The 25,953-nt window shown below is 60.3% G+C and carries 19 protein-coding genes; 6 read left to right on the top strand and 13 right to left on the bottom strand.

The genetic code is table 11. From position 1 onward, the window contains the following. Positions 1-16: 16 nt before the first annotated feature. The 13 genes from MTP39_RS03380 to glgB form a co-directional block, all read right to left on the bottom strand. Complete coding sequence (locus tag MTP39_RS03380) at positions 17-1,093, bottom strand: SGNH/GDSL hydrolase family protein (protein ID WP_249241448.1); 1,077 nt, start codon at positions 1,091-1,093, stop codon at positions 17-19. A gap of 32 nt (positions 1,094-1,125) precedes the next feature. After that, positions 1,126-2,853, bottom strand: a complete 1,728-nt coding sequence (locus MTP39_RS03385) for a class I adenylate-forming enzyme family protein (protein WP_249241449.1) — start codon at positions 2,851-2,853, stop codon at positions 1,126-1,128. Positions 2,854-3,211: 358 nt separating this feature from the next. Then, positions 3,212-3,646, bottom strand: a complete 435-nt coding sequence (locus tag MTP39_RS03390; RefSeq protein ID WP_249241450.1) for a hypothetical protein — start codon at positions 3,644-3,646, stop codon at positions 3,212-3,214. Between the two features lie 9 nt (positions 3,647-3,655). Further along, entirely contained in the window at positions 3,656-4,252 is a 597-nt protein-coding gene (locus MTP39_RS03395; RefSeq protein ID WP_249241451.1) for an NPCBM/NEW2 domain-containing protein, read from the bottom strand. 181 nt (positions 4,253-4,433) lie between these two features. Further along, positions 4,434-5,366 carry an ATP-binding cassette domain-containing protein gene (locus MTP39_RS03400; protein ID WP_249241452.1) on the bottom strand — a complete coding sequence of 311 codons (933 nt, stop codon included), beginning with the start codon at positions 5,364-5,366 and terminating at the stop codon, positions 4,434-4,436. Position 5,367: 1 nt separating this feature from the next. Continuing rightward, positions 5,368-6,417 (bottom strand): ABC transporter ATP-binding protein, encoded by a 1,050-nt coding sequence (locus tag MTP39_RS03405; RefSeq protein ID WP_249241453.1) that lies wholly within the window; start codon positions 6,415-6,417, stop codon positions 5,368-5,370. Positions 6,418-6,429: 12 nt separating this feature from the next. Beyond that, positions 6,430-7,452, bottom strand: coding sequence for an ABC transporter permease (locus MTP39_RS03410; RefSeq protein ID WP_249241454.1), 1,023 nt, complete (start codon positions 7,450-7,452; stop codon positions 6,430-6,432). After that, positions 7,452-8,393, bottom strand: coding sequence for an ABC transporter permease (locus MTP39_RS03415; protein WP_118658103.1), 942 nt, complete (start codon positions 8,391-8,393; stop codon positions 7,452-7,454). The genes MTP39_RS03410 and MTP39_RS03415 overlap by 1 nt, the downstream gene beginning before the upstream one ends. Before the next feature lie 259 nt (positions 8,394-8,652). Next, a complete protein-coding gene (locus MTP39_RS03420; protein ID WP_249241455.1) occupies positions 8,653-10,680 on the bottom strand; it encodes an ABC transporter substrate-binding protein in 2,028 nt (675 codons plus the stop codon). A 340-nt stretch (positions 10,681-11,020) separates the two neighbouring features. Continuing rightward, positions 11,021-12,331 carry a 4Fe-4S dicluster domain-containing protein gene (locus tag MTP39_RS03425; RefSeq protein ID WP_249241456.1) on the bottom strand — a complete coding sequence of 437 codons (1,311 nt, stop codon included), beginning with the start codon at positions 12,329-12,331 and terminating at the stop codon, positions 11,021-11,023. 4 nt (positions 12,332-12,335) lie between these two features. Next, a complete protein-coding gene (gene tig, locus MTP39_RS03430; RefSeq protein WP_249241457.1) occupies positions 12,336-13,310 on the bottom strand; it encodes a trigger factor in 975 nt (324 codons plus the stop codon). A gap of 30 nt (positions 13,311-13,340) precedes the next feature. After that, on the bottom strand, positions 13,341-15,260 hold the full coding sequence (locus MTP39_RS03435) for a hypothetical protein (RefSeq protein ID WP_249241458.1): 1,920 nt from the start codon (positions 15,258-15,260) through the stop codon (positions 13,341-13,343). Positions 15,261-15,396: 136 nt separating this feature from the next. Next, on the bottom strand, positions 15,397-17,352 hold the full coding sequence (gene glgB / locus MTP39_RS03440) for a 1,4-alpha-glucan branching protein GlgB (protein WP_249241459.1): 1,956 nt from the start codon (positions 17,350-17,352) through the stop codon (positions 15,397-15,399). Between the two features lie 237 nt (positions 17,353-17,589). On the opposite strand from glgB, the gene MTP39_RS03445 reads away from it, so the two are divergent. The 6 genes from MTP39_RS03445 (at position 17,590) to MTP39_RS03470 (ending at position 25,910) form a co-directional block, all read left to right on the top strand. After that, entirely contained in the window at positions 17,590-18,945 is a 1,356-nt protein-coding gene (locus tag MTP39_RS03445; protein ID WP_249241460.1) for an alpha-amylase family glycosyl hydrolase, read from the top strand. Between the two features lie 74 nt (positions 18,946-19,019). Beyond that, positions 19,020-19,538, top strand: coding sequence for a transcription repressor NadR (locus MTP39_RS03450; protein WP_097778648.1), 519 nt, complete (start codon positions 19,020-19,022; stop codon positions 19,536-19,538). Positions 19,539-19,634: 96 nt separating this feature from the next. After that, positions 19,635-20,186, top strand: coding sequence for a TetR/AcrR family transcriptional regulator (locus MTP39_RS03455; RefSeq protein WP_249241461.1), 552 nt, complete (start codon positions 19,635-19,637; stop codon positions 20,184-20,186). Between the two features lie 240 nt (positions 20,187-20,426). Next, positions 20,427-21,842, top strand: a complete 1,416-nt coding sequence (locus MTP39_RS03460) for an extracellular solute-binding protein (protein WP_249241462.1) — start codon at positions 20,427-20,429, stop codon at positions 21,840-21,842. Between the two features lie 32 nt (positions 21,843-21,874). Beyond that, positions 21,875-24,910, top strand: coding sequence for a putative bifunctional diguanylate cyclase/phosphodiesterase (locus MTP39_RS03465; RefSeq protein WP_249241463.1), 3,036 nt, complete (start codon positions 21,875-21,877; stop codon positions 24,908-24,910). A gap of 61 nt (positions 24,911-24,971) precedes the next feature. Beyond that, complete coding sequence (locus MTP39_RS03470) at positions 24,972-25,910, top strand: GTP-binding protein (protein ID WP_249241464.1); 939 nt, start codon at positions 24,972-24,974, stop codon at positions 25,908-25,910. Positions 25,911-25,953 lie beyond the last annotated feature (43 nt).

Genomic DNA, 25,953 nt, shown 5'->3' on the forward strand with positions numbered 1-25,953 from the left:
GGCTTTTTTGGTGCGCTTACTTGACCGCCCGCAGGATGCGCTTGGCGATGTACTTATGCCCGCTCACGGTGGGGTGGGCATCGGTGGCGGTCAGGGTAAAGGGGATGGGCACATAGGTCACGTTCTCGTTCTGGGCGGCAAGGCTCTTGCCAAGGGCGTTCAGCCGCCGGAACAGCTGTGTCCACTCCGGCAGCAGGGGCACGGGGTTGGTGTAGCCTACCAGTATGATCTGCGCGTCCGGGTTCAGCGCCCGCAGCTGGGACACCACCTGCGGCATGTGTACGGCGGCGTCCTGATACGCCTGTTCGCAGATGGCGTCGGTGCCGCCGCCCAGCAGCAGCTGGGTGGTGGCTTTGCGTTCTTCGCGGGTCAGCCGCAGGCGGGAAAGGTCGCTGTTCAGCCGCTGCAGGTTCTCAAAGCTGGGCTCGCGCAGCACACCGCTGACGATGGTGGCTACCAGCTGCTCGCTCTTCCAGTTGGTGGCGTTGCCCAGCGCCACAAGGGCGGGCACCAGCGCATCGTTGGAGCCGATCTGCACGCTGATGATATCCGCACGCCGGATATAGTCCAGCATCTGGGGGTAGACGTAGTAGGTGCCCGCCAGCTGGTTCATCTGGGGCATTGCGCCGGTGTGCAGCATATCCACAAGGTCGCCGGTGGTCAGCCCGGGCAGACCAAGGTTGATGGCGTGCTGACGGTCCAGCCCAAGGCCTTTGCCCACCAGCGAAACATAGCACTGCTCCGGGTAACCCTCGAAGTTTGCGGCCACGTCCATGCCGATGGCGGCTTCGGTGTACTTGAAATCCGGCAGACCTACGCCGGAAACGATGCTGTCCCCCAGCGCCACATAGGTGCGCTGTGGGTCGGCGGCAGTGGCTTCCCCGGCGGGCTGGGCGGCTTCCTCAGCGGGCGCTTCTCCGTCCGGGGCGGGCTGGGCGGCCTGCTCAGCGGGGGCTTCCTCAGCGGGCTGCACCTGCGCGGCGGGGGCAGCCTCCGGCGGCAGGGCATCGGGCTGTTGTGCAAAGGCGGGCACAGCCAGCAGCACCAGCGCAGCGGCGCTGCACAGCCATGCGGCAAAACGGGGATGATCCATGGATGGTTCCTTCTTTCTTAAAGGCAGCGGGTTTACCCCACCTCTTCCTCCAGCTTACGGTAGTCGGCCTTTCCGGCGGGGGTCATGGGCATTTCGGGGATGATCTTATAGGCCGAGGCGGCGGGCTGCACATACTCCGGCAGCTCCTCGCGGCACAGCTGGCGCAGCTCCCGCAGGATCTGGCGCTTTTTGCCAGCGGCGGCAGGGTCCAGCACCACAAAGACGAAGGGCAGACGTCCCTGCGTGTGGTCGGTATCGGCGTAGCCCACCACGCAGCACTGGTGCACGGCGGGGTGGCGGCTGATGACGTTTTCGATCATGGAGGGAAACACCTTGAAGCCGTCGTGCCGGATGATGATGCGCTTGATGCGGGCGTCCAGATACACAAAGCCGTCCTCGTCCATATAGCCGATATCGCCGGTGTGCGCCCACAGCTGGCCGTCGGCGTGGCGGCGCAGCAGGTAGGCGGTCTCCTCGGGCTTGTTGTAGTAGCCCTTCATGGCGGTGGGGGTGCAGATGCAGATCTCGCCGCGCTGACCGATGGGCAGCTCGGTCTCGGTGCCGGGCTCGAAGATGGAGACCACCGTGTTGACCATGGGGATGCCCACGCTGCCGGGCTTTGTCACGTTACCGGCGGCAATGGTGGCTGCCGAGGACACCTCGGTCATGCCGTAGCCCTTTGCCAGCGGGTACTCCACCCCGTGGGCTTTGAGGAACTGGTTCACCGTCTGCTCTGCGCCCAGCGAGAGGGAGTCGCCGCCGGCGGCGTAGTTGCGGATGAAGGAAAGGTCTTTGTTTTTCAGCAGCGGGTCGGCAGCCAGCTGCTGGTAGTGGGTGGGCACGCCGAACATGTGCGCGGGTTTGTGCTTCCACACCAGCGCGCCCAGCTTATCCGGGTCCAGATTGGGGATGATGATGACATGCAGCCCCATGACCAGCGGCATGTGGATGCCGCAGCTGTAACCGTAGGCGATGAAGGGCGGCATCACGTTCAGCATCTTCTGTCCGCGATGGAACAGACGGCTCTGGGCGGCAAACTCCTGCGCAAGGGCGTTGAAGCAGTAGTCGGTCAGCATAACGCCCTTGGGCGAGCCGGTGGTGCCGCCGGTGTGCACCACCACGCAGGCGTGCTGGGGGTCGTAGGGCACGGCGGCGGGGCTGTGCCCCTTGCCTGCGGCGATAAAGTCCTTCCAGCGCAGCACGTTGGAGGCGTAGCGGTTTTTATCCGGGTTGGTCAGCTTGTAGCCCACGGCTTTGGCCAGCGGCAGGCTGTCGGCGGGGCTGAGCACCACCACCCGCTCCACGCTGGTGCGCTTTGCGGCCTGATGGCAGCGGGGGTACACCACGTTCAGGCAGATCAGCAGGCGGGACTCCACCTCCTCGATGTACTCCCGGATGCCCTCGGCGCTGTACCGGGGGTCTACCAGATTCAGGGTAGCGCCCAGCAGGTCGGCGGCGTAGAAGGTGTAGACCACCTCCGGGGTCATCACGCTGACCACCGTGATGATATCGCCCTTTTTCACCCCCAGCGCCTGCAAGGCGGCGGCGGTCTTTTTTACCTGCACGATCAGGTCGGCATAGCTGAACCTGCGGCCGTAGTATTCCAGCGCGGTGTCGCCCAGATGCCGCTCGTTGCTGCGGCAGATCAGCTCAAAGGCCGAGCACTCCGGCACGGTCTGGTGGATGTACTTTTCATCATAATACTTCAGCCAAGGCTTTGCCTTGGAGGCATAGACAGGCTCCTTGGTGTTTTCGGTCATAGGATCAAAACCTTTCTTCTTTTCTCTTCTTTCAATCTTCCCGTCCGGCGCAGTATTTGCGGCGGTCATAAAAAAGGCAGCTTGCCATGGTGGAAAGCTGCCGGGATGCTGGAGAGGGCAAGACCTCTTATTCCGTATTGTAGTAGAACCGCAGGGGAAAGTCAATAAACAAACCGTGCAACCGTAAAAAAGGGAAAGGGGCTGTTGCAAAATAAAAATGCGATAGCAACTTGCACAAAGAAATAGTGCAAAAACAGAAACCCGGAACCCTTTTTGAGCCGTTTTGACCCTGAAAAGGTTCCGGGTTTTGTGCATGATTTTTTCAGAGAGCTATTTTGCAACAGCCCCTTTTGACTACTTATTCATTTTTGGACTGGTTTTGCTTCGCTTCTTCATATGTATGGTACATCATAAGCCTTGCGTCCGGGTCTGCACCACCCGCAATATCGGCTTCTGTCGGGCCAAGCGTCAGTTTACTCTCATCTATATCAACCAAACGCATGATATGTGTTTCCCCGTAGAAATCTGTAAGTTTGAGCTGGTCTTCATTTACAATTGCCCAATGACCTGTACCGTAATCGCCATACATCGTATAGGTTCCGTCGTCATAGACGGAAAGAGCCGGCTCAGTGAAAAAACTGTACCAATCACCCGCAAGCAATTCCTCTTTGGTTTTTGTTTTCGGCTGACTCTTTTTGCCGCAGCCAGTCATACCAATCACCGCCGAAACCAGCAAGGTACTGCCGATACCTTTAAAAAAACTCCGGCGGCTGACATTTCGTTCGTCCATCATTTTATAACGTTACGACCACAGCTTTGCGTCCGCCATGATGAGCGCACCATCATTGCCATCCGGACCCTCGCCGATGGAATTTCCTGTATGGACATACACTTCCAATTTGATATATTCTGCGTCCGCAATATTTGCTTCAAAGTCGATTACCGAAGATTTTTTCTTCACGAACTCCGAAGTTGCTACAAGCTTATCATCTGCATACACTTTAATATAAGCGTTTCCGTCCTTATTCATCAGCTTGTGCGGTGCCAGCTTCATGGTCAGCTTCTTATATTTTTTGGATACACGATACTCTGCAAAACCGTACCCATATCCATTGGTATAACTCTTCAAGAAATCCCACTCGGATCCGTTCGAAAATGCACAAACAATATAGTTGACCGCTTTGGAGTAGCTGTTTCCGGAGACATCCTCCGGTTCTACGCCGTTGTTCCATTCCAAATGTCCGGTGAACGCATCCAGCGATGCCAATGAAACCGAGCCATCGCCTTTATTCTGTTCCGGCCCAGGCACCGGGCCACAACCCGTCAAAGCACCCGCTGCGCCCACAAGAGCCGCCGCACCCATAACCTGCAAAAACTTTCTGCGCTCCATTTTTTTCATCGTACTGCCTCCTTGTTATTAATTATGTCCCCCAAACGTTCCCATGCATTTTTTTGCATAGTATACACTTGTATTATAGAGCAATACCGCTGATTGTCAAGGTAGTTGTCGGAAAATTCTAGCAATTCAACTTTATAATGCAACAGCAACTATTTATGCGCAAAGCAACGCGGCGCGCATTTCAAATCGTCCCGCTTCCGGCGAGCCACTGCTGTGCCTCGGCGTCATTGCACAGCACCCAGTGCCGGGGACGCAGCTGGCGCCACGCGGGGGGCGCTGCGGTGTAATCGTGCATGGCGGGGTCGTAGACCAGCAATTGCTTTTCCCGCTCCCGGCGCGGGTCCGGCATGGGAATAGCAGAAAGCAGGCTGCGGGTGTAGGGGTGCAGCGGGTGGGTGACCAGCTCCTCGGCGTCCGCCAGCTCTACGATATGCCCCTTGCGGATGACGGCAATGCGGTCGGAAATATAACGCATCACCGAAAGGTCGTGGGCGATGAACAGGTAGGTGATGCCGCGCTGCTTTTGCAGCTGACGCAGCAGGTTGAGCACCTGCGCCCGGATGGACATATCCAGCGCGCTGATGGGCTCGTCTGCCACGATGAACTCCGGCTCTACGATGAGCGCCCGGGCAATGCCGATGCGCTGCCGCTGCCCGCCGGAAAATTCGTGGGGAAAGCGGCTGGCAAACTCCGGCAGCAGACCTACGTCCAACAGCGCCTGCCGCACCTTCTCCTCCCGCTGCGCGGCGGTAAGCTCCGGGCGCACGTTCTGCAACCCCTCGCCTACGATGTAGCTCACCTTGGCGCGCTCGTTCAGGGAGGATTGCGGGTCCTGAAAGATCATCTGGATTTCCCGGGTGAGCTGCCTGTCCAGCGCGCGGGAGATTTTGCCGTTGATGCGCTGACCCTTGTATAAAATCTCGCCGCCGGTGGTGGGCAAAATGCGCAGAATGGCGCGGCCGATGGTGGTTTTGCCGCTGCCGCTTTCGCCCACAAGACCGAAGGTCTCGCCCTTATAGATGGTAAAGCTGGCGTTCTGCACCGCAGGGTACGCTTTGCGCCCGCTGCCGTAGGTCACCTGTAAATTTTTTACTTCCAGTAACGGCTCTGCCATATCACAGCCCCTCCTTTTGCAGCTTTTTCACCGCAGCAGGCGGCTCGATGCGGGGCGCGCGGGGGTCCAGCAGCCATGTGCGCGCTTTGTGGGTGGGCGACACCGCAAAGTAGGGCGGGCGCTTGACAAAGTCGATCTTCAGCGCCTGCGGGTTGCGGGGCGCAAAGGCGTCGCCGTGGATCTCCGCAAACAGGTTGGGCGGCGTGCCCGGGATGCTGAACAGATCCTCGCCCTTCACGCCCATCTGGGGCATACTGGACAGCAGCGCCCATGTGTAGGGGTGGCGGGGGTCGTAGTAAATTTCGTCCGCTGTGCCGATCTCCACGATATCGCCCGCGTACATCACCGCTACCCGGTCGGCAAGGTTTGCCACCACGCCAAGGTCGTGGGTGATCAGCACGATGGTCAGGTGGTATTTCTCCCGCATCTGCCGCAGCAGCTGCAAAATCTGCGCCTGAATGGTCACATCCAGCGCGGTGGTGGGCTCATCGCAGAGCAGGATTTTCGGATTGCACGCCAGCGCAATGGCAATGACCACCCGCTGCCGCATCCCGCCGGAGAACTCGTGGGGGTACTGCTTGTACCGCAGCGCGGGGTCCGGGATGCCCACGTCCCGCAGGTATTCCAGCGTCTTTTCCCGCGCAGCAGCGCCCTTTAAGCCCTGATGCAGGGTGACCGCCTCGGTGATCTGCTCGCCGATGGTCTTGAGCGGGTTCAGGCTGGTCATGGGGTCCTGCATCACCATGGCAATCTCTCGCCCGCGGACGGTAAGCCACTCTTTTTCGGTTTTCAGTGCCGCAAGGTGCAGCGGGGCGCAGCCGGGGGTGGGGTAGTAGTCGATGCTGCCGCCGGTGATGCTGCCGTTCGCGTCCAAAAGGCCCATAAAGCTTTTGGTGAACACGCTCTTGCCGGAGCCGCTTTCGCCCACAAGAGCCAGCACCTCGCCCCGGTAAAGGTCGAGGTCGATCTCCCGGATGGCGTGCAGGGTGCGCCCGCGCAGATCGAACCGGATCTGCAAGCCGCGCACCGAGAGGATGGGGTCTTGGGTCATGGGGTATCCTCCTTATTGCAGATGGTTCTTGGGGTCGGCAGCGTCCGAGAAGGCGTTGCCGATCAGGTAAAAGGCGATGGTGACAAAGCTTAAAATCAGGGTGGGGTAGAGCAGCTGATACCGCAGCCCCGCCTGCATCATCACCTTGCGGCCATCGTTCACCAGATTGCCCAGCGAGGGGGTCTCCACCGAGAGCCCAAGGCCGATATAGGTGATGAACACCTCGTTGCCGATGGCTTCCGGGATGGTCAGCGCCATGCGCAGCATGATGACCGAAACCAGATACGGCAGCAGGTTGCGCAGCACGATACGCAGCGTGGGCGTGCCGATGCAGCGGGAGGCGATGTTATAGTCCCGGTCGCGGATAATTAAAATCTGGTTGCGGATGAACCGCGCCATCTCGATCCAGCCCTTGATGGACATGCCAAGGATCATCGTCCAGATGCTGGGGGTAGCCACATAGGAGATGAGGATGAGCACAATGGCGGTGGGGATGTTATCGAAGATGTTGTACAGCTCGGTGAACACAAAGTCCAGCCCGCGCACATAGCCCCACAGCACACCGGCGGTAATGCCTACGACAGCCTCGATGACCGCCACGAAAAAGGCGATGGTCAGGCTGGTGCGCGCGCCCGCCCAGATGCGCGCCCACAGGTCCTGTCCGATGGAGTTGGAGCCCCAGAGAAAGCCCTGCTGCCCCGGGGCAATGTTGCGGTACTGGATGCCGGTGGCGGGGTCTACGGCGCAGAGGTTGGGGTCTGCCTGCCCGGGCAGCAGCGGCTGCACAAAGGCGAACACCACCACCGCCGCCAGCGCTGCCAGCAGCGCCACGGCAAGCTTGTTTTTAAAAAAGGCACGGAAGGTGCTGCCCCAGTAGCTGTAACTGGTGCTGGCAGTGGCTTCGGCTTGCTGCTGGCTGAACCCGGCGGGGGTGAACAGCTCCTCCTCCGGCAGGTCTGCCCACGCGGCAGGGCCGTCCTTTTGCAGGGTGTTCAGCTGCGTTTCCAGCCGACGGGAACACGCGCGTTTGAACATCAGCGGCCACCTTCCTTCCTGCCAAAATTGATGCGGGGGTCAATGAGCACCATCAGGATATCGCCCAGTATCAGACCCACGATGCCCACACAGGCGTACAGCAGCACGATGCCCTGCACCATGGTGTTGTCGTGGCGCTGCACACAGGTGACCAGCAGCCCGCCCATGCCGGGGATGCTGTACAGGCTCTCGATGTAGATGGAACCCACCACGGTATTGAGAAACGCCGAGGGGATATACTGCACCAGCGGCACCATGGCGTTGCGGAACACATGATGCAGCGCGATATCCCGCCCGCACACGCCCTTGGCGCGGGCAAGACGGACGTAGTCCTTGTTGCTTTCGTCCACCATGTAGCGGCGCAGCCACATGGCGTAAAAGGCAAGGTTTGCAAGGCTCATGCTGCACACCGGCAGCACCCAGTACCGCCAGTTTGCGGCGTTGAAGAGCAGCCCCACGCCCACCGCCGCCGTGCCGTACATCTGGATGTACAAAAAGTACACCGCAGCGGGCACAGCCTGAATGAGCACGATCAGCGCCGTACCCAGCTTATCCGGCCAGCGGCCCTTGTACTGACCCATCACAAGCCCCAGCGGGATGCCCAGCACAAGGCTGAGCAGCATGGCCAGCACGCCCATCTGGATGGAGATGGGCAGCTTCTGCGCTAAAATTTGGGTGACCGGGGCGTTTACCTTATAGATATGGCTCACGCCAAGGTCGCCGTGCAAAGCGTTTTTCCAAAAGCGCCCCACCTGCACGGGCAGAGGGTCCAAAAGACCCATGGCTTGCAGCCCGGCCTGAATTTGCGCCTCGGACATTTTTTCGTAGTTTGCAAAGTAGCCTTCCACCGGCATGAGCCGCAGCAGGCAGAACACCAGCGTCACGATGATAAACAGCGTCAGCACCGAGCGCCCGATGCGCTTTGCAAGATATTGCACCATGGTGTGCACCTCTCTTTTTACTTGAAATACCGATAGATATAGCATACCGCAAATTGCCCTTTTTGGGAAGTGCTTTGTGGGTTTTTGCGGGAAAATGGGGAGTTCCCTCCCGTGAAAATGGGATAGCGGAGCGCCCGCAGGCGCTCCGCTATCCCGAAATTATAAAGCATTGCCGCGCAAGCGGCACATCATTTTGCGCCAAACCTCATTGCGTCAGCACCTCATTGCGTCAGCACCTCATTGCCGCAGGCACTGCGGCTTACCGTGCATCCCGGTTGGCGTTATACTCGTCCATGGAAACGTAGTGGTCGAGGATATGGATGCCCTTCAGGCGGTTGGAGGAGAAGCCGGTGGGGGCGTACTGCCCCTCCCACAGGTTCAGACGGGTGGCGATGTAGGGCGGCACCGGCAGGCTGAGCGGGATGACCAGTGCATTCTCGATGAGGTACGCTTCGGCATCGGCAAAGGCGGCGTACCGGGCGTCAAGGTCGGCGGTGATGCCCTTGGCTTTTTCCACCATGTCCATGTAGGTCATGACATAGTCGGCGGTCTCGCCGGTGATGATGCCGTCCTCTACGCCGGTGCGCAGAAAGGCGTAGCAGGTGCCCCGGTCGCCCGCCTCCTGATAGAAGGGGTACACCTCGGTCTCGGGGTCGGAGTAGTCGGCGCCCCAGTAGTAGGACATGAACTCATACGCACCCGCGCGGCGCACTGCGTTCAAAAAGTTATCCGACGGCCCCTGCGTGATAATAATATCCACAAAGTCGAAACCGTCGTTCAAAACGCCCTCTACCTGCTGCTTGAACACCTGACACTGCTTGTCCCAGTCCACCACGGCGGGATTGTAGGGGTACTGCACCTTAATGGGGAAGGTAGCCCCCGCAGCGGTCAGTTCCTGCACGGCGGCGTCGCGGTACTGCTTGGCGGTGGCTTCGTTGAAGTGGTCGGTCACCTTGGCAAGCGCGCCGCATTCCGTATAGTCCACGCCCTTGCTGTCCGCGCAGAAGGAGGGCGGGGTGATGGTGTGCAGCTTGTAGTTTTCGTACCCTTCCGGTGCGGTGACCGCCAGCGTAACGGCGGGGTTGATGGCGTAGAGGAAGGCTTTGCGGAAGTTGGTGCTGTTCACCGCCTTGGCCCAGTTGTCCGGCTGGTACTGGGCGTCCACACCGGTGGTGTTCCAGTTGGAGAACTGGTGGGCGTAGGGCAGGAAGTTGAAGAAGTAGAAGTAGCTCTTGCCGGTCTCCGGGCGCTCCATGGATACCATATCCTTGGTGGTATCGTCTGCCAGCCAGCTGTCCAGAATGTCCGAGCTGATGGTGGCTTGGTCGATCTCGCCGCGCCGCACCATCTCCGGGCCGCTGATAAGCGCCTCCTGATTGTAGATGTAGCGGATGGTGTCGATGTACACGTTGTCCTTATCGTAGTTTTCGGGGTTTTTCTTCATCACCCAGCTTTCCAGCGGGGTGTACTCCGCCAGATAGAACGCGCCGCAGTTGCAGGCGGTCTCGGCGCTGGTGCAGAACTGGTCGCCCAGCTCTGCCAGCATGGGGCCGTAGGCAGGCTCATAGGGAGCGTAGTTCAAAAGGCTCAAAAAGCCCGGGAAGTCGTAGTTCAAGGTATAGGTCAGGGTGTGCTCGTCCACGGCACAAACGCCCACAGAGGAGAAATCCACAGCAGGGCAGGTGGTGGTGCTGCCGTCGGCGGCGGTCAGGGTCACGGTGCCTGCGGCGTCGATGGTGTAGGTGGTGCCGTCCTCGGCCACGGTGCCGTTGTTGGCGTTGTTGCGCCAGACGCAGTAGTTGTAGTAGTCCTCAGCCCCGGCCACATAGGGGGTGACAAGGCTGGCGGTGCCGGAGGCATAGTCCGGGTCCAGCAGATAAGCCAGCGCGTCCACAAAATCCTGCGCGGTCACGGGGCCAAGCACCGCGCCGGTATAGTCCACCCAGTTCTCGTCCCGCAGGTGGAAGGTCCATGTCAGGGTGTCGGCGTCCCATTCCCAGCTGGTGGCAAGGCCTTCGCGGATCTTGCCGCGGCTGTCGTACTCCACCAGCGTGTCCACGCAGTGGGTGCCGTGGTACAGGTCCGGGTCGGCAGAGCAGATGAGATAGTTCAGGGTGGCGGGCTGGCGGGCGTACAGCACGGTGTAGGTGGCGCTGCCGTCACCGGTGGCAGTGCCGCCCGCAGAGGAACCGCCGCAGCTGCTCAGCAGCCCGGCAGCAGCGGTGGAAAGGGCTGCCGCACCGCCTGCCTTCAAGAACTGACGACGGGAAAAAGCATGATGCATCATAAAAACCTCTTTCGCTCTTTGTAAAAAAAGAGGCAACGGAACCACATCCGTTACCTCTTTTGAACAGTCTGTCGGCTATTACTGGTAACTTTAAGCCCAGTATAGCATTGTTTGGTTGCAACGTCAAATAGTTTCCACCGGACTGCCGGTCTGCGCCCTCATCCGGCTGCTCCCGTTGGTCGCAGCCACCTTCCCCCGACCGGGGGAAGGCTTTTGCACGCCCGGAAGGTTTTTCATTGCGCCTAATGCTTTAGCAACGAGCCTAACGGCTTGGCTCTCCCTTTGGGAGAGCTGGCGCGGGAGCGCCTGAGAGGGCGCAACTCGTCAGCCCTGCCCCTTATTATTCGGAGCGCGGCTCTCCGAGAGCGGGCGCAGCCACGTTGGCAGGGGTTGCGCTCTGCCCGGCGGGGACGGCAGCGGGCAGGGCAGTGGCGGCGGTCTCCGCAGTCTTTACGGCAGCTTCGGCGGCAGTTTCTGCCGTAGCTTCGGCAGCATTTTCAGCCGCTGCTGCGGCCTCCTCGGCGGCCTTGGCGGCGCGCTCGGCCTTCAGCTGCTCGGCGCGCTGACGCGCCTCCTCCTGCCGCTTCTGGGTGCGCGCCTTGATGCGGCACACCGAGCACAGGCCCTCGGCGCTGTCCGGGGCAATGGGCTTGCCGCACTGCTTGCACAGGGTCTTGGTGCACTTGTGCAGCACCACGGGGCCAAGGGTGGTCAGCTGGTACAGCTTCATACCGTCAAAGCCCTTGTTGGAGCACACGTTCATGCACACGCCGCACTCACTGCACTTCCACGGGGTAAGCACCATGCGGGTCTGGCCGTTGGGCATCTCCTCAAACTTCAAAGCGTTGGCGCGGCAGGCTTTTTCGCACCGGCCGCAGCCAAAGCATTTGTCGGTGAACTTGGGCATATAGTAGCCGTACTGCAGGGGCGTTTCCATAGCGGCTTTCAGCTGCTTTGTGCGCTGGTGCAGCAGCAGACGGAAGTCCACCCCGCTGTCCTCCTCGCTGCGCAGACCGGGCAGCATCTGCAGCAGCTTTTTGGTGCCGCTCTTGGAGCCGTGGCTCACCTGTTCCAGCATCTCGCGGCGGGTCAGCTCCTGCACATGGTAGGGGTACTCCTTTTCCTCGTATGCCAGCGAGAACCGCGCTTCGAACATCGGCTGACCGAAAAAGTCCACAAGTCTTGTCAACTCCTTGCGCAGCTGCTCGGCGCACAAGTCGTTCTCGCACCCGCCGCAGGGGGTCAGGTCCAGCACGATCTTTTTGTTCAGCGCCAGATACGCCAGCGCCTCCCACGAGAGCGCACAGATACAGCTGCGCACCACGGTGTTTTTGCGGGTGGACTTTTCACAGCCGATCCAGATGGTATCACTGTCGGTGTCGGCAGCGGCAGTATCCCGCTGCACCTGCTCCGGCGAGGGCGCAATGCAGCCGCTGCGGCAGGCAGAAACGCACAGTCCGCAGTCGGTGCAGGGATCCCAGTCCTTGACGAGGTTCGGGCGGGTAAAAATCTCCTCGCCATAGGGGCAGATGTCCTTGCAGGTGGTGCAGGGCTTGCGGTGGGGGTGCAGGTTCCAGCACTGGCGGCGGTTGATCTCGGGATGGGTGGTCTTCATCAGGGCATCCATTGCAGTTCTGGTAAAAAAGCCCATGGTCTTACTCCTTTTCCACAACAGAGGTAAGGGCAGCGTGGTCGAGCAGGAAACGCTGCACCTTCTGGTTGGTCACGGCGGCGGCGATGGCGTCCCGGCTCAGCACCTTGCGGATCTCCTCCTCCGGGGTGTCGTGCAGCTTGGAAAGGCGGGCGATCTCGGCGTCCACCTCCTGCTGGGTCACGGTGATCTGTTCGGCTTCGGCAATGGCGCGCACCGCCAGCATTGCCCGCAGTTGGCGCTCGGCCTCTTTGCGGTAGCCCTCCCGCACCTGCTCCGGGGTCAGCCCGGCGCTCTTGCAGTACAGCTCCATGGTCATCTGGCTCTTGCGCAGCCGCTGGCGCAGCTGGTTCATCTGGTACTCGGCGTTCTGCGCCAGCAGCTCGGCGGGCAGCGCCACGGTCAGGTTCGCGCCTGCCATATCCAGCAGCGCCGCCCCGGCAATGCGGTCGGCGTTGGCCTCGTGGGAGGCGCGCTTTTTCTCCCGCAGGCTCTCCCGCAGGGCTTCCAAGTCCGCAAAGCCCAGCGTCTTGGCAAAGGCATCGTCCACCGGGGGCACCTGTTTACGCTCCACCGTGTGCAGACAAATTTCAAACTGCGCCGTTTTGCCGGAAAGCTCCGGCACCCGGAAGTCGGCAGGGTAGGTGAAGTCGAACCGGAAAGTCTCACCTGCGCAGTGGCCGTACACCGCTTCTTCTGCGGCGGGCATCAGCTGCCCGGTGCCCAGCACCACGGTCACCTGTTCCATCCGGCTGTCCGGGATGGAAGCCCCCTCCAGAAAGCCCTCGAAATCCAGCGTGACCCGCATCCCGCGGGCAGCGGGGTCGCCGGTGGGCACAAAGGGCGCATGGACCCGCGCCATGTTGGCGATATCCGCTTCCACGGCCTTTTCCGATACCGGGCGCACCCGGCGGGTGAAAGCAAGCCCCTTGTACTGCCCTAAAGCGGCAGCGGGCATGGTGTTTGCAGTCTGTTCCATAGTCGAACACTCCTTTTTATAAAAGCGGCGTTACAGCCCACGGGCGGCCAGCCAGCTTTCTGCAATTTCGGAGAACATCTCCGGGTACTGGGCATCTTCTTCCGTAAAGGCGCTCAGGTAGTACTCCACCTCGGCGCGGGTGGGGGCTGCGGTGCGCCGCCATATCGTAAAGGTGGTGCCGTTGCCCATATCAAAGGTGGCTTCCAGCGCAAAGGATTCCTCCCGCACCGCAAGGAAACGGTCGTTCCACCTGTGGGAAAGCTCGCCGTTGCCCACAAAGGTCTGGGGGAAGGGGTCGGCGGTAAGGACGTACTTCGCCTCAAAGAACTGCATGGGAAAGTTGTGGGTACCCGGCACCGAGAAGCCGAAGGCCAGCTTATCGTTAATGGGCGTTTCGGGCAGAAGGCAGTTCTTGAAGTGATCCGGGCAATACAGCATATCGTGGGGGATCATGTAGCTGAGCTCGCCCTCGGCGCAGTGGGTGTCGATCCAGTTGGCAATGGCCTTGATCTGCGGCAGATCCTTGCGGTCGTAGATCAGCTTGTCCAACCGGACGAACTCTCTGGTGGCTTCCAGCGGGAAGTGATCCACCAGAAAGCCCGGCATCGCCACAACGGTCAGCGGAGAGCAGCGCACCGAGACGGCAAACACCAGTGTGAACACCCAGTAGAAAAGCTTGAGCTCCCGGTGCTTCTGGATGCCCTCGGCCAGCGCCGCCGCGCCGGTGAGGAAGAGCAGCAGCCACCCCGGCAAAAATAGCAGCATCTGGTGAGAGCCGGAGTTCTGCACCCGGATAAACAGCAAAAGGCTAATCAGCAGCTCTGCGCCCGCAAGGCAGGGCAGGGCGGGCAGGCGGCGCTTTGCCGCAAACCACAGCCCAAGCCCGATGAGGATAAAGTTCAGCAGCCCGATGCGCAAAGCCTGTGCGGCCAGCTCCAGCGTAAGGCCGCCGAAGTTGTAGTAAGCATAGCGCCCGGCGTAATCGTAGCTGAGGATCTTGCGCACCATCGGCCACAGCAGAATGAGCATAGCCACCATGCTCATCAGCCCGAACAGCACCAGATTGCGCACCTGTACGAGCGCCTGCGTTTTCTGCCCGGCGCGGGCAATACGCACACTGCTTACCAGCACCAGCAACGCGTAGGCAAAGTAGTAGCCCACCACAAGGTATAAGTACCACCGGCGGGAAAGGATGATGGCTGCCGTGGCAGCAAACAGCAGGCAAAAGCGCACCGGCTGTAAGCTCTCGAACCGGAAGTCCAGCGTGAGCAGCAGGATGCTGAAGCCGAAGATCAGGCCGAACCAGTCCGGCTGCCCCAGCATGGCGCTCATGCGCAAAAAGGGAAAGGTGATGCACCACGAAAAGCCCATGAGGAAGTACCAGAAGCGGTTTTTCACCTGCAGCATCTGCCCCACCTTGATGGTAAGCCCCGCCAGCAGCACCAGCAGCATGGGCAGGATGCTGAACACCTGACAGAACGCAAAGCTGTCGCCAGTGCGGTCGCTCAGGCAGAAGGGAAAATCCAGAAACAGGGTGATGAAGTTGGTATAGTCCTCGGCAAAAGAGCCGAAGATGTACTGAAAGCCCGCCGCCGGGCCTTGCAGAAAGGCGGCTTCGGCGCTGTACTGCTTGTTGATATAGTTGAAATAATCCCAGATGTAAACAAAGCTGCGGCGGTCAAGCGCCCAGAAAAAGTAGAGCAGCGCCGCCGCCCACAGGCCAACGAGCACCGCCTTGTGGAACAGGTCGAACTTTACCCCCGCTACCCGCAGCACCAGCAGCACACAGGCAAACAGCGCTAAGTTGCACCACAGGCTCACCAGCGGAAAGAAGAAAACGCTGCCGGGCGCAGCCTGCGCAAAAACGGCCAGCAGCACCGCCGCAGCGGCCAATGCCAGCACGCACTTTGCCGTGTTTGAGGTGCGCAGCCTTGTTATGGTATCGGTCATGGGGAATGAGCCCTCCTTGCAAAGTTTCACACCTTACAGTATAACAACTCCCCGGGGCACTGTCCAGCACCCCGAAGGCGAAAAATGCAGAATGTCCCGCCGTTTTCAAAGCAGACGGGACATTTTTGTGTAAATATTACTTATCGGAAACTTCCGCAACGGCCTTTACGGCCTTTGCCGCCTTGCGCTTTTGCGCCAGCGCCTTGTTGGCACTCAGGCGAGCGGCGTCCGGGTTCGGAGCTTCCGGGGCAAGCCGCAGTAGGTAGCTGCCCATGGCGGGCAGGTCCAGCGTCAGGGTATAGTCCCGGCCGAACACGCCGCCGTCGGTGGTGTGGAAGTTCTGCTTGCGGTGCGCCTTGTGCACGCCGCCCCAGACCCCGGCCTCGGTGTCCAGCACCAGCTCTGCGCTGCAGGGGAACTTGAGGTACAGGGGGAACTTTTTGTGGGCATGGTCCTGCGTGTTCATCACGCAGAGCAGGTTCTGCCCGCGCCCCTTGCGCAGCCATGCGTACACGCCCTCGGCGCAGCTTTCGCTGGCCACCCACTCAAAGCAGTCCGGGTTGTACTCGCCATCGTAGAGGGCGGGCTCGGAGGCGTAGGTGCGGCAGAGGTTTGCAAAGTACTTCTGGAAGGCATCGTGGAAGGGGTATTCCAGCAAATTCCAGTCCAGCTCCCGCTTTTCGTCCCACTCCCGGAAATGTGCCAGCTCGTTGCCCATAAAGTTCAGCTTTTTGCCGGGATGGGTGTACATATAAAAATACAGGGTGCGCAGCTGGGCGCATTTTTCCGCATAGCTGCCCCACAGCTTGTCAATGATGGTCTTTTTGCCGTGCACCACTTCATCGTGGCTCAGCGCCAGCAGATACAGCTCGTTGTAGAAGTAGTGCATACTGAACAGCAGCTTGCCGTAGCAGCCCGGGCGCTCGCCGAAGGGGGTGGCAAAGTAGTCCAGCGTGTCGTGCATCCAGCCCATGTCCCACTTGTAGTCAAAGCCCACGCCCTCGTAGCGGGTGGGGGCGGTCACCTTGAGGAAGTTGGTGGAATCCTCCGCCATGTAGATGCCGGTGGGCCAGCGCTCGTTCAGGCCGTGGTTCAGGCTGCGCAAAAAGTTCACAGCGCCCTGATTCACGCCGCGGTTGGGGTCGCCCTGCCAGTACAGCGCCCGGGAGATGGCGTCCATGCGGATGCCGTCGCAGTGGTACACGTCCATCCACAGCCCGGCGGCGCTGCTCAGAAAGCTGCACACCTCCCGGCGGTAGTAGTTGAAGTTGCAGGTGCCCCACTCGCTCTGTCCCACGTCGCTGTCGTACTCGTACAGGTAGGTGCCGTCAAACTTTGCCAGCGCGTCGGCGTTGGCGGCAAAGTGCACCGGCACAAAGTCCATGATGACGCCGATGCCCATGCGGTGGCAGGCGTTGACAAAGCCCGCGAACTGGGCGGGGGTGCCGTAGCGGCTGGTCACCGAGAAGTAGCCGGTGGTCTGGTAGCCCCAGCTGCCGTCAAAGGGGTGCTCGGCCAGCGGCAGCAGCTCCACATGGGTAAAGTGGTGCTCCAGCAGCCACGGGATCAGCTCCCGCGCCAGCTCCTCGTAGTTGTACCACCCGTCCGAGCCGTCCGGCCGGGTTGCGCCGGGCTTATGCTTCCAGCTGCCGGCGTGCAGCTCGTAGATGTTCAGCGGGCGGTTGCGGCATTTGTCCCGCCGCTCCATCCACGCGGTGTCGTCAAAGGTGAAATCCAGCTTTGTCAGTTTGCTGGCGGTGCCGGGGCGCAGCTCAGTGGCAAAGGCGTAGGGGTCGCTGCGCATCACGGCGCTGCCGTCCGCGCCATGCACGCGGTATTTGTACAGGTCGCCCTCCGCAAGGCCGGGGATAAAAGCGCTCCACACGCCGGTATCGGCTTTTTCCATGGGCACGCCGCGCTCCCAGCCGTCAAAGCCGCCGCATACCTCCACGGCGGTGGCACCGGGTGCCCACACGGCAAAACGCCAGCCCTCGGCGCCGTTTGGGTCGGTGCAGGGGTGCGCACCCAGAATGCGGTAGGCATCGAAGCAGTCGCCACTGAAAAACGTGCGGGGGATCACAGGGTAATTCATGCAAAGATCTCCTTACTTCTCTATGTTGACCGGCGGTGTGCGCCGGTTGGTACAAGGCTATTTGGGCAAACTATCCAAGAAAAACGTCTTTTTACCGGCATGATGGCCGATAATCTTAGCGAATCTTGACAAAAATCGGCAAAAATACACATATTTGCCAGAGGGTGTGGTATACTGTTGCTACCGCCTTGCAAGCGGTGCAACTTTTTTAAAGCAATAGAATGGGAGCGAACGATCATGGCTTGGTATGACGAAGCAGTATTTTATCACATCTATCCGCTGGGGCTGTGCGGCTGTGCGCACGAAAACGACGGCCAGCCCACCCCGGGCGCTTTTGCAAAGCTGGAAGCATGGGCAGCCCACGCGGCAAAGCTGGGCTGTACGGCCATCTACATCGGCCCGCTGTTCGAGAGCGGCTCCCACGGTTATGATACCATCGACTACCGTCTGGTGGACCGCCGCCTTGGCACCAACGAAGAGTTCAAGGCCTTTGTGGCGGCCTGCCACGCCCGCGGACAGCGGGTCATCGTGGACGGCGTGTTCAACCATGTGGGCCGCGATTTCTTCGCCTTTCAGGATCTGAAGTCGAACCGCGAGAACGCCCGCTATAAGGACTGGTTCTGCGATGTGAACTTCTGGGGCAACAACGAGTATAACGACGGCTTCAGCTACGGCAACTGGGGCGGCTACAACCTGCTGGTCAAGCTGAACCAGCGCAACCCGGAGGTGCAGCAGTACCATTATGATACCGTCCGCTTTTGGGTGGAGCAGTTCGACATCGACGGCATCCGTCTGGACGCAGCCGATGTGCTGGATTTCGACTTCATGCGGGGGCTGCGCCGTCTGGCAAACGAGGTAAAGCCGGAGTTCTGGCTGATGGGCGAGGTCATCCACGGGGATTACAGCCGCTGGGCAAACCCGGAAATGCTGCACTCCGTCACCAACTACGAGCTGCACAAGGGCCTGTGGAGCGGCCACAACGACCACAACTATTTTGAAATTGCCCACACCATGCGCCGGCTGCAGGGGCTGTGCCACGACACCCGGCTGTATCTCTTCTCGGATAACCACGATGTGGAGCGCCTGCCCAACAAGCTGCGCAACAAAGAGCACATCCGGCACATCGCCATTCTGGTGTACAGCCTGTGGGGCATTCCGTCCATCTACTACGGCTCGGAGTTCGGCATCGAGGGCAAAAAGGAGTGGGGCAGCGACTGGCCGCTGCGCCCCTGTCTGGAGCTTAGCGACTACGCCGATGCAGAACGCACAAATCCTGTTACCAGTGTATACAAAGCGCTGGGGAAATGCAAGGCTGAATTGCCGGAAATGACCTACGGCGAGGTAAAAGAATTGCAGCTTACTACCCAGTGCTACGCCTTTGCCCGGGTGCTGGACGGCAAGGCGGTGGTAGCGGTGCTGAACAACGGCGATACTCCCGCACAGCTGGAGTTCCAGCTGCCGGTGGAGGCTGCCAAGGTCACCGACCTGCTGGCGGACACCGTAGGAGCACAGGAGGTGCTGGTCTCCACCGAGTGGAACCGCATGAAGGTGCAGCTGCCCTCCAATTACGCCACCCTGCTGAGATTGGAATAACCTTGCACATTTTGCCGCGTTTTGCTACAATAAGGAGAGAAAAGTCGTTTTACGGAAAGGAAGCCTGACCCCCTATGAATGCAGCACAGCGCAGAGAACGCATCCTGACCCGGCTGAACAGCGCCGGTGCCCCTTTAAGCGCCAGCACGCTGGCGGCAGAGCTGGGGGTGTCGCGGCAGATCGTGGTAGGGGATGTGGCGTTGCTGCGCGCCGGTGGGGCGCAGATCGATGCAACCCCCCGGGGCTACCAGCTGCACCCGGCGGAGAAGGGCTATACCGGCATTCTGGCCTGTGTGCACCGCACGCAGGAGGAGATGCGCCGGGAGCTGTACACCGTGGTAGATCAGGGCGGCACGGTGGTGGATGTGGCGGTGGAAAACAGCCTGTACGGCGAGATCCGCGCCACCCTGAACCTGTGCAACCGGTACGATGTGGACAACTTTATCCGTCAGGCAGCCGATGCGCCCGAGAGCCTTTTGAGCCGCATGACCGGCGGCGTGCACCTGCACACTTTGCGCTGCCCGGACAAGGACACCTTTGCCCGCATCCGCGATGCTTTGGAGCAGCAGGGGCTTTTGTACCGCAAGGAGTGACCCTGCGGCGCTTGTACCCAGTATAAAAAGGCTTGCGGGGCTTGTCTATCCGCAAAACCGGAAAAATGTTGGAAAATCAACAAAAATGCAAAAGGGGTGGGTTTTCTGGATATCCGCATTGAAAAGACTGAGCGCGCCATCAAAGAAGCCTTTATGGAGCTGCGCACCGAAAAGCCGGTGGAGAAGATCCGCGTCAAGGAGCTGTGCGACCGCGCCTGCATCAATAAATCCACATTTTACGCCCATTATCAGGATATCTATGCGCTGGCCAACGCCATGGAGGACGAGATGGTGCAGGCGGTGGTGGAAAGTCTGCCCCGCCTGACCGCCAGCGATGTGAGCGAGCGCACCGAGTGGCTGACGCGGGAGATGTTCCGCGCCTTCACCGCGCATCAGAAAGAGATCACCGTGCTCTTCTCCGGCTCCCGGCAGGGGCTGTTCATCAACCGGGTGGAGCAGGCCATGTGTCAGTGCATCGCCCAGACCGACCCCACCTTTGAGGCAGACGTAGTGCGCAAGGTGGTGCTGTCCTTCTGCGTGCAGGGGTGCTACTACACCTTTACCAGCTACTGCGGCCAGATGGACGAAAAGCGCCTTGTGACGCTGCTGGCCTCCATCGCCCGCGCCGCGCAGCGGATACGGATGTAACGGGAAAAAATAGTTTTATTTTCGGGGTACAGGAAAGCCTGCGGGTTTTCCTGTACCCCTTTTTCACGGTTGGGAATATGCTTTTGACAAATCTGCCAAAAAAACAGACCCAAATTCGTCATCTATACTTTTTTACCAGATTCTTCAAGAAATAGTTTACACTATGACGGAAACGGTGGTATTATATAAAATAGTATAGTATGGGGTAGAGTGCGCCTGTATACGCTGGGAGGGTATGGGATGAAGAACAAGATCTCGCGCCGCAGCTTTCTGGCAGCGGCAGCGGTCTCGGCAGCGGCACTGGCGGTGTCCGGCTGCGATGCGAAAACGAGCAAAAAAGAAGTGACCGACATCACGGTGTGGAACTACTACAACGGTGACCAGCTGGAAAGCTTCAACCGCCTTGTGAGCACCTTCAACGAGACCATCGGCAAGGCAAAGGGCATCCGGGTGACGGGCTCCAGTCAGGGCACGGTGAACGATCTGGAAGCCAACGTGATGGACGCAGCACAGGGCAAGGTGGGCTCTGCGGAGATGCCCACCATTTTTGCCGCCTACGCAGATACCGCGTACAAGCTGGACCAGATGGGCATGGTGGTGGACCTGAAGGACTACCTGACCGAGGACGAACAGGCCGCCTTTGTGCCCGGCTATATCACCGAAGGCGATTTTGACGGCAGCGGCAGCATAAAAATTTTTCCGGTGGCAAAATCCACCGAGCTGATGTTCTTTAACGATACCGACTGGCAGCGGTTTGCAAAGGACACTTTTGTGCGTTACGGTGCCCTTTCCACCATGGAGGGCGTGACAGCGGTGGCCGAGCAGTACTACAACTGGTCCGGCGGCAAGGCGCTGTTTGGCCGGGACGCGATGGCAAACTATATGATTGTGGGCGCAAAGCAGCTGGGCTGCGAAATTTTTGAAGTGCACAACGGCAAAATGACCCTGCACTTCGACCATGATGTGGTGCGCAAGCTGTGGGATAACTACTATGTGCCCTTCGTCAAGGGGTATTTTGCTGCGAATGGCCGCTTCCGCAGCGATGACGTGAAAACCGGCGCACTGCTGGGCTGTGTAGGTTCCTGTGCCAGCGCCACCTTCTTCCCGAAGCAGGTGATGCCCGGGGATAACCAGATCCACGATATCGAGATGAAGGTGCTGCCTGTGCCCCGGTTTGCCGGGAGCGAAAAGGTGGCGGTGCAGCAGGGTGCCGGCATGGTGGTCACCACCGGCACCGAGGACGAGATCAACGGCGCAGTCACCTTTTTAAAGTGGTTCACCGAGCCGCAGAATAACATCGCTTTCGCGGTGGAGTCGGGCTATCTGCCGGTGACCACCGCCGCCAACGACATGGACGCCATCCGCGCAAGCGGACTGGAACTGACCGACACCATGGAGCAGGTCCTTTCCGGCGCGGTGGAAACAGTGCGCAAAAACGAGCTGTACACCCCTATGGCCTTTGCGGGCGGCAACGCAGCCCGCAAGGTGCTGGATTACAGCATGAGCGATCAGGCCAGTGCTGACCGGGACACGGTGCTGGAACGCATTGCCGCAGGCCAGAGCGCGGAAGCAGCCATGGCAGAGTTTTTGACCGACGACTATTTTGAGGCGTGGTATCAGGCCACCCTTGCACAGTTACAGCAGTACGAGGGCTGAACGCCGGAAAAAGACGGAAAGGAGGCAGGGCGATGTTTGACGCATGGAAAGAGCGCCAGCGGCAGCGCTTGAAAAACAGACCGGAAAGAACCGTGTTCTACAATATTTTTGCTACCTTGATGCTGGTGCTGGCGGTGGAGCTGCTGATGGCGGTCGCCAGCATCCTTGCAGTCAACGTGACCGGACAGCTGGACGAAAACGCCAAGGATCTGCTTACCATGCGGGTGCGCAACCGCGCCAGCTATGTGCAGGAGATCCTGCGGAACGCGGAGGATCTTGGGCAGCTGAGCGAGCAGATCACCACCACCACCCAGCAGCTGCTGGAAAATGGCGATATCTCGCTGGATACGCTGGATAACAGCAGCGAGCAGAGCGATGCTTTGCTGGTTGCCCTTGCCCCGCAGCTTCTGGACACCCTGCGCACAAAGCAGGTGACCGGCATCTTTATCATGCTGAACACCCACGATCTGGACACCTGCGAGGTGGGCAAAAAAATGCCCGGCATCTACCTGCGGGATCTGGACCCGGACGCCCGCCCTTCGGAGCGCAACAGCGACCTTTTGCTGGAACGCGCCAGCGCCACAGTGGTAAAAGAGCTGGCCATCGGCACGGATAAGGGCTGGCAGCCCGCTTTCCCCTATCAGGGCAATACCAAGGGCGGCATCCTGCGCACGGTGTTTCAGACCGCGTATAAGAGCGGTGCCAGCCTTTCGGCGGAAAGCTATGGCCGCTGGACCACCGACTCCTACTGTCTGGCAGGGGACGACCGGCACGCCATTGCCTACTCGATGCCGCTGATTTTGCCGGACGGCACGGTGTACGGCGTGGTGGGCGTGGAGCTGCTTACCGAGTATCTGAAAACCAAGCTGCCCTTCACCGAGCTGGACGAGGACAAGGCAGGCACCTATTTTATCGTGACCACTACCGATGATGCGCTGACGGACGACGTGCTCTCCCTGCGCAAGACCGTGACCTCCGGTGAGGATCTGGTAACGGCAGATGCACCGCTGGGCGTTTTGAACTGCCGCAGCAACGGCAGCGACGGCAACTGGGTGGAGCTGAACGATAAGCGCTATTATATGGTGCTGGAGCCGCTGCAGGTGTATAACCGCAACGCGCCCTTTGCCGCCGAAAAGTGGTTTCTGGCCGGTACCATGGAACAATCGGTGCTGCTGGCTTTTTCCGACCGGGTGCGCAAGGTGCTGCTGGCTACCATACTGGTCACACTGGTGCTGAGCGTTTTGGGCAGCCTGCTGGTCTCGGCGCGGCTGGCCAGACCCATCAACCGTTTGTACCGCGAGGTGATAGACGCGCAGGAGAAAAAGACCTTCCCCCGCCTGTCCCGCACTGCCATCCGGGAGGTGGACCGCTTTGCCGAGACCATTACCGAGCTGAACAGGGAACTGGTGACCAACTCCACCAAGTTTTTGCGCATCATGGATATGGCCAGTGTGGAGATCGGCGGCTACGAGCTGCGCACCGACACCGGCAGCGTGTTCGTGACCGATAATTTCTTCTCCCTGCTGGGCAAGCCCGAGATGCAGGGCAAGCCGCTGAGCGTGCGCCGCTTTGAGGAGGTGCTCAAGGGCATCCGGGAAAAGAATCCCTGTGGCCGCACCGCCGAGGGCGACGAGCTTTTGACTATCCGGCAGCCGGACGGCGTGCGGTACATCATGCTGCGCAGCACCATCGAGGGGCACGCCAAGATCGGCCTTGCCGAGGACGTGACCGCCGCTGTGCTGGAACGGAAGCGCATCGAGCACGAGCGCGATTACGATATCCTGACCGGGCTGTACAACCGGCAGGCCTTCAACCGGGTGTGCACCGAGCTGTTCGCCGCGCCGGAGCGCATGGGCGTAGCGGCGCTGATGATGATGGACCTGGATAACCTCAAGCACATCAACGATACCTACGGCCACGACTGGGGCGACCAGTACATCCGCCGCACCGGCCAGTGCCTGCGGGACAATACCCCTGCCGGGACGGTCTGCGCCCGCCTTTCCGGCGACGAGTTCCTTGTGCTGTTCCACGGCTACCGCAGCCGGGACGCAGTGCGGGAAAAGATCGACCGCCTGACCAATGCCATGCAGCAGAGCGTGGCGCTGCTGCCCAGCGGCAACGCTTTGCACATCAGCCTTTCCGGCGGCATCGCGTGGTACCCGGACGATGGGCAGGACTGGGAGACCCTGAAAAAATACGCCGACTTTGCCATGTATCAGGTCAAGCACGCGGATAAAGGCCGGGTGGAGGAGTTCGACATCGGGGTGTACAACCGCGAAGCCTACGCCGAGCGCACCCGCAGGGAGTTCCGGCAGCTGCTCAGCAATGCGCAGGTGTTCTACTGCTTCCAGCCCATCTTCTCGGCGCGCAGCGGCAGGGTAGTCGCCTACGAGGCGCTGATGCGCTCCGACCTGCCCACCCTGCGCTCCCCGGCCACCATCATGAAGCTGGCGCGGGAGCAGGGGGCACTGTACGAGATCGAGCGCATCACCTTTACTAAGGCGCTGGAGACCTTTGAAAGCCTGTGCCGGGCAGGCAGTGTGTCCGGGGATGCCATGCTCTTTGTCAACTCCATCGCCAGCACCTGCCTGTCGCATGAGGACGGCAAATATATAGACAACCATTGGCACGAGTTGTGCCACCGTATGGTCGTCGAGATCACCGAAGAGGAAGCCATCGACTACGAAGCACTGGAGAGAAAGCGCAATGCACCGGGCTTTTCCGGGATGTTTGCACTGGACGATTACGGCAGCGGCTATTCCAACGAGAACACGCTATTGCAGCTTGCACCCCGGTTCGTCAAGGTGGATATTACCATCATCCGTGGCATCGACACCTCGCCGGACAAGCAGCAGATTCTGCGCAATGTGGTGGCCTACGCCCACCCCCGCAGCATGAAGATCGTTGCCGAGGGCGTGGAGACTGCCGCCGAGCTGCGTACGGTCATCGAGCTGGGCGCAGACCTTTTGCAGGGCTATTTTCTGGCACGCCCGGCCATTGTGCCGGGGGCAATTGCGCCGGAAGCAGCGGCGCTCATCGGGGAATTACAGCGCCGGAAAAAAGACTGAAATATATGCCCTCCCGGGCGCTGCGGCGCTGGGAGGGTTTTTGCAACGGAGGTAAAAAGGTATGGTACAGGTAGACCTGATCACCGGCTTTCTGGGTGCAGGCAAGACCACTTTTCTGCGCCGGTATGTGCGGTATCTGGTACAGCAGGGGCATAAGGTGTGCATTCTGGAAAACGACTTTGGCGCGGTGAACGTGGACGCCATGCTGGTGCAGGAGGTGCTGGGCCCCGGCTGCGATGTGGAGACCATCAGCGGCGGCTGCGACTGCGACACCCACCAGCGCCGGATGCGCACCAAACTCATCGCCATGGCCATGCGCGGCTTTGACCGTGTGGTGGTGGAGCCCAGCGGCATTTTTGACGTGGACGAGTTTTTCGATATCCTGCGGGACGACCCGCTGGACCGGTGGTATCAGCTGGGCAGCGTGATTGCCATTGTGGACGCCCTGCTGCCGGAAACACTTTCGCCGCAGGCAGAGTACCTGCTGGCGTCCGAGACCATGAACGCGGGCTGTGTGCTGCTGAGCCGCGCCCAGCTGGCAGCGCCCGCTCAGTGCGCCGCCGCCGCTGCCCACTTGGAGCGTGCACTGGAAACCGCAAAATCTTCCCGCCGCTTTGCACCGGGGGAGATCCTTGCCAAGGACTGGGATGCCCTGACCGATGCCGACCTTGCTGCCCTTGCCGCCTGCGGCTACCGGCAGGCCAGCTGCGAAAAGCTGCATTTTGATGAGCACGCAGCCTTTACCTCCCTTTGCTTTCTGGAACTGCACCTCACCCCACAGCAGCTGCAAGCCGCCGCACAGAGGCTGTTCGCAGCGCCCGAGTGCGGGCAGGTGCTGCGGGTCAAGGGCTTTGCGCCCGCCCCGGCAGGCGGCTGGCTGGAGCTGAACGCCACCGCCGCCGGCTGCACCCTTGCGCCCATCCCGCAGGGGCAGGAGGTAGTCATTGTCATCGGCGAGGGGCTGGATAAAGCCGCCATTGAAGCAAACCTGAAGGGGTGAAAGGCAGTTTTCCCCCAGAACAAAACACCTTGTGGAAAAACAG

This window comes from Faecalibacterium sp. I3-3-33 (assembly GCF_023347295.1).
In the GTDB taxonomy this organism is placed as follows: Bacteria; Bacillota; Clostridia; order Oscillospirales; family Ruminococcaceae; genus Faecalibacterium.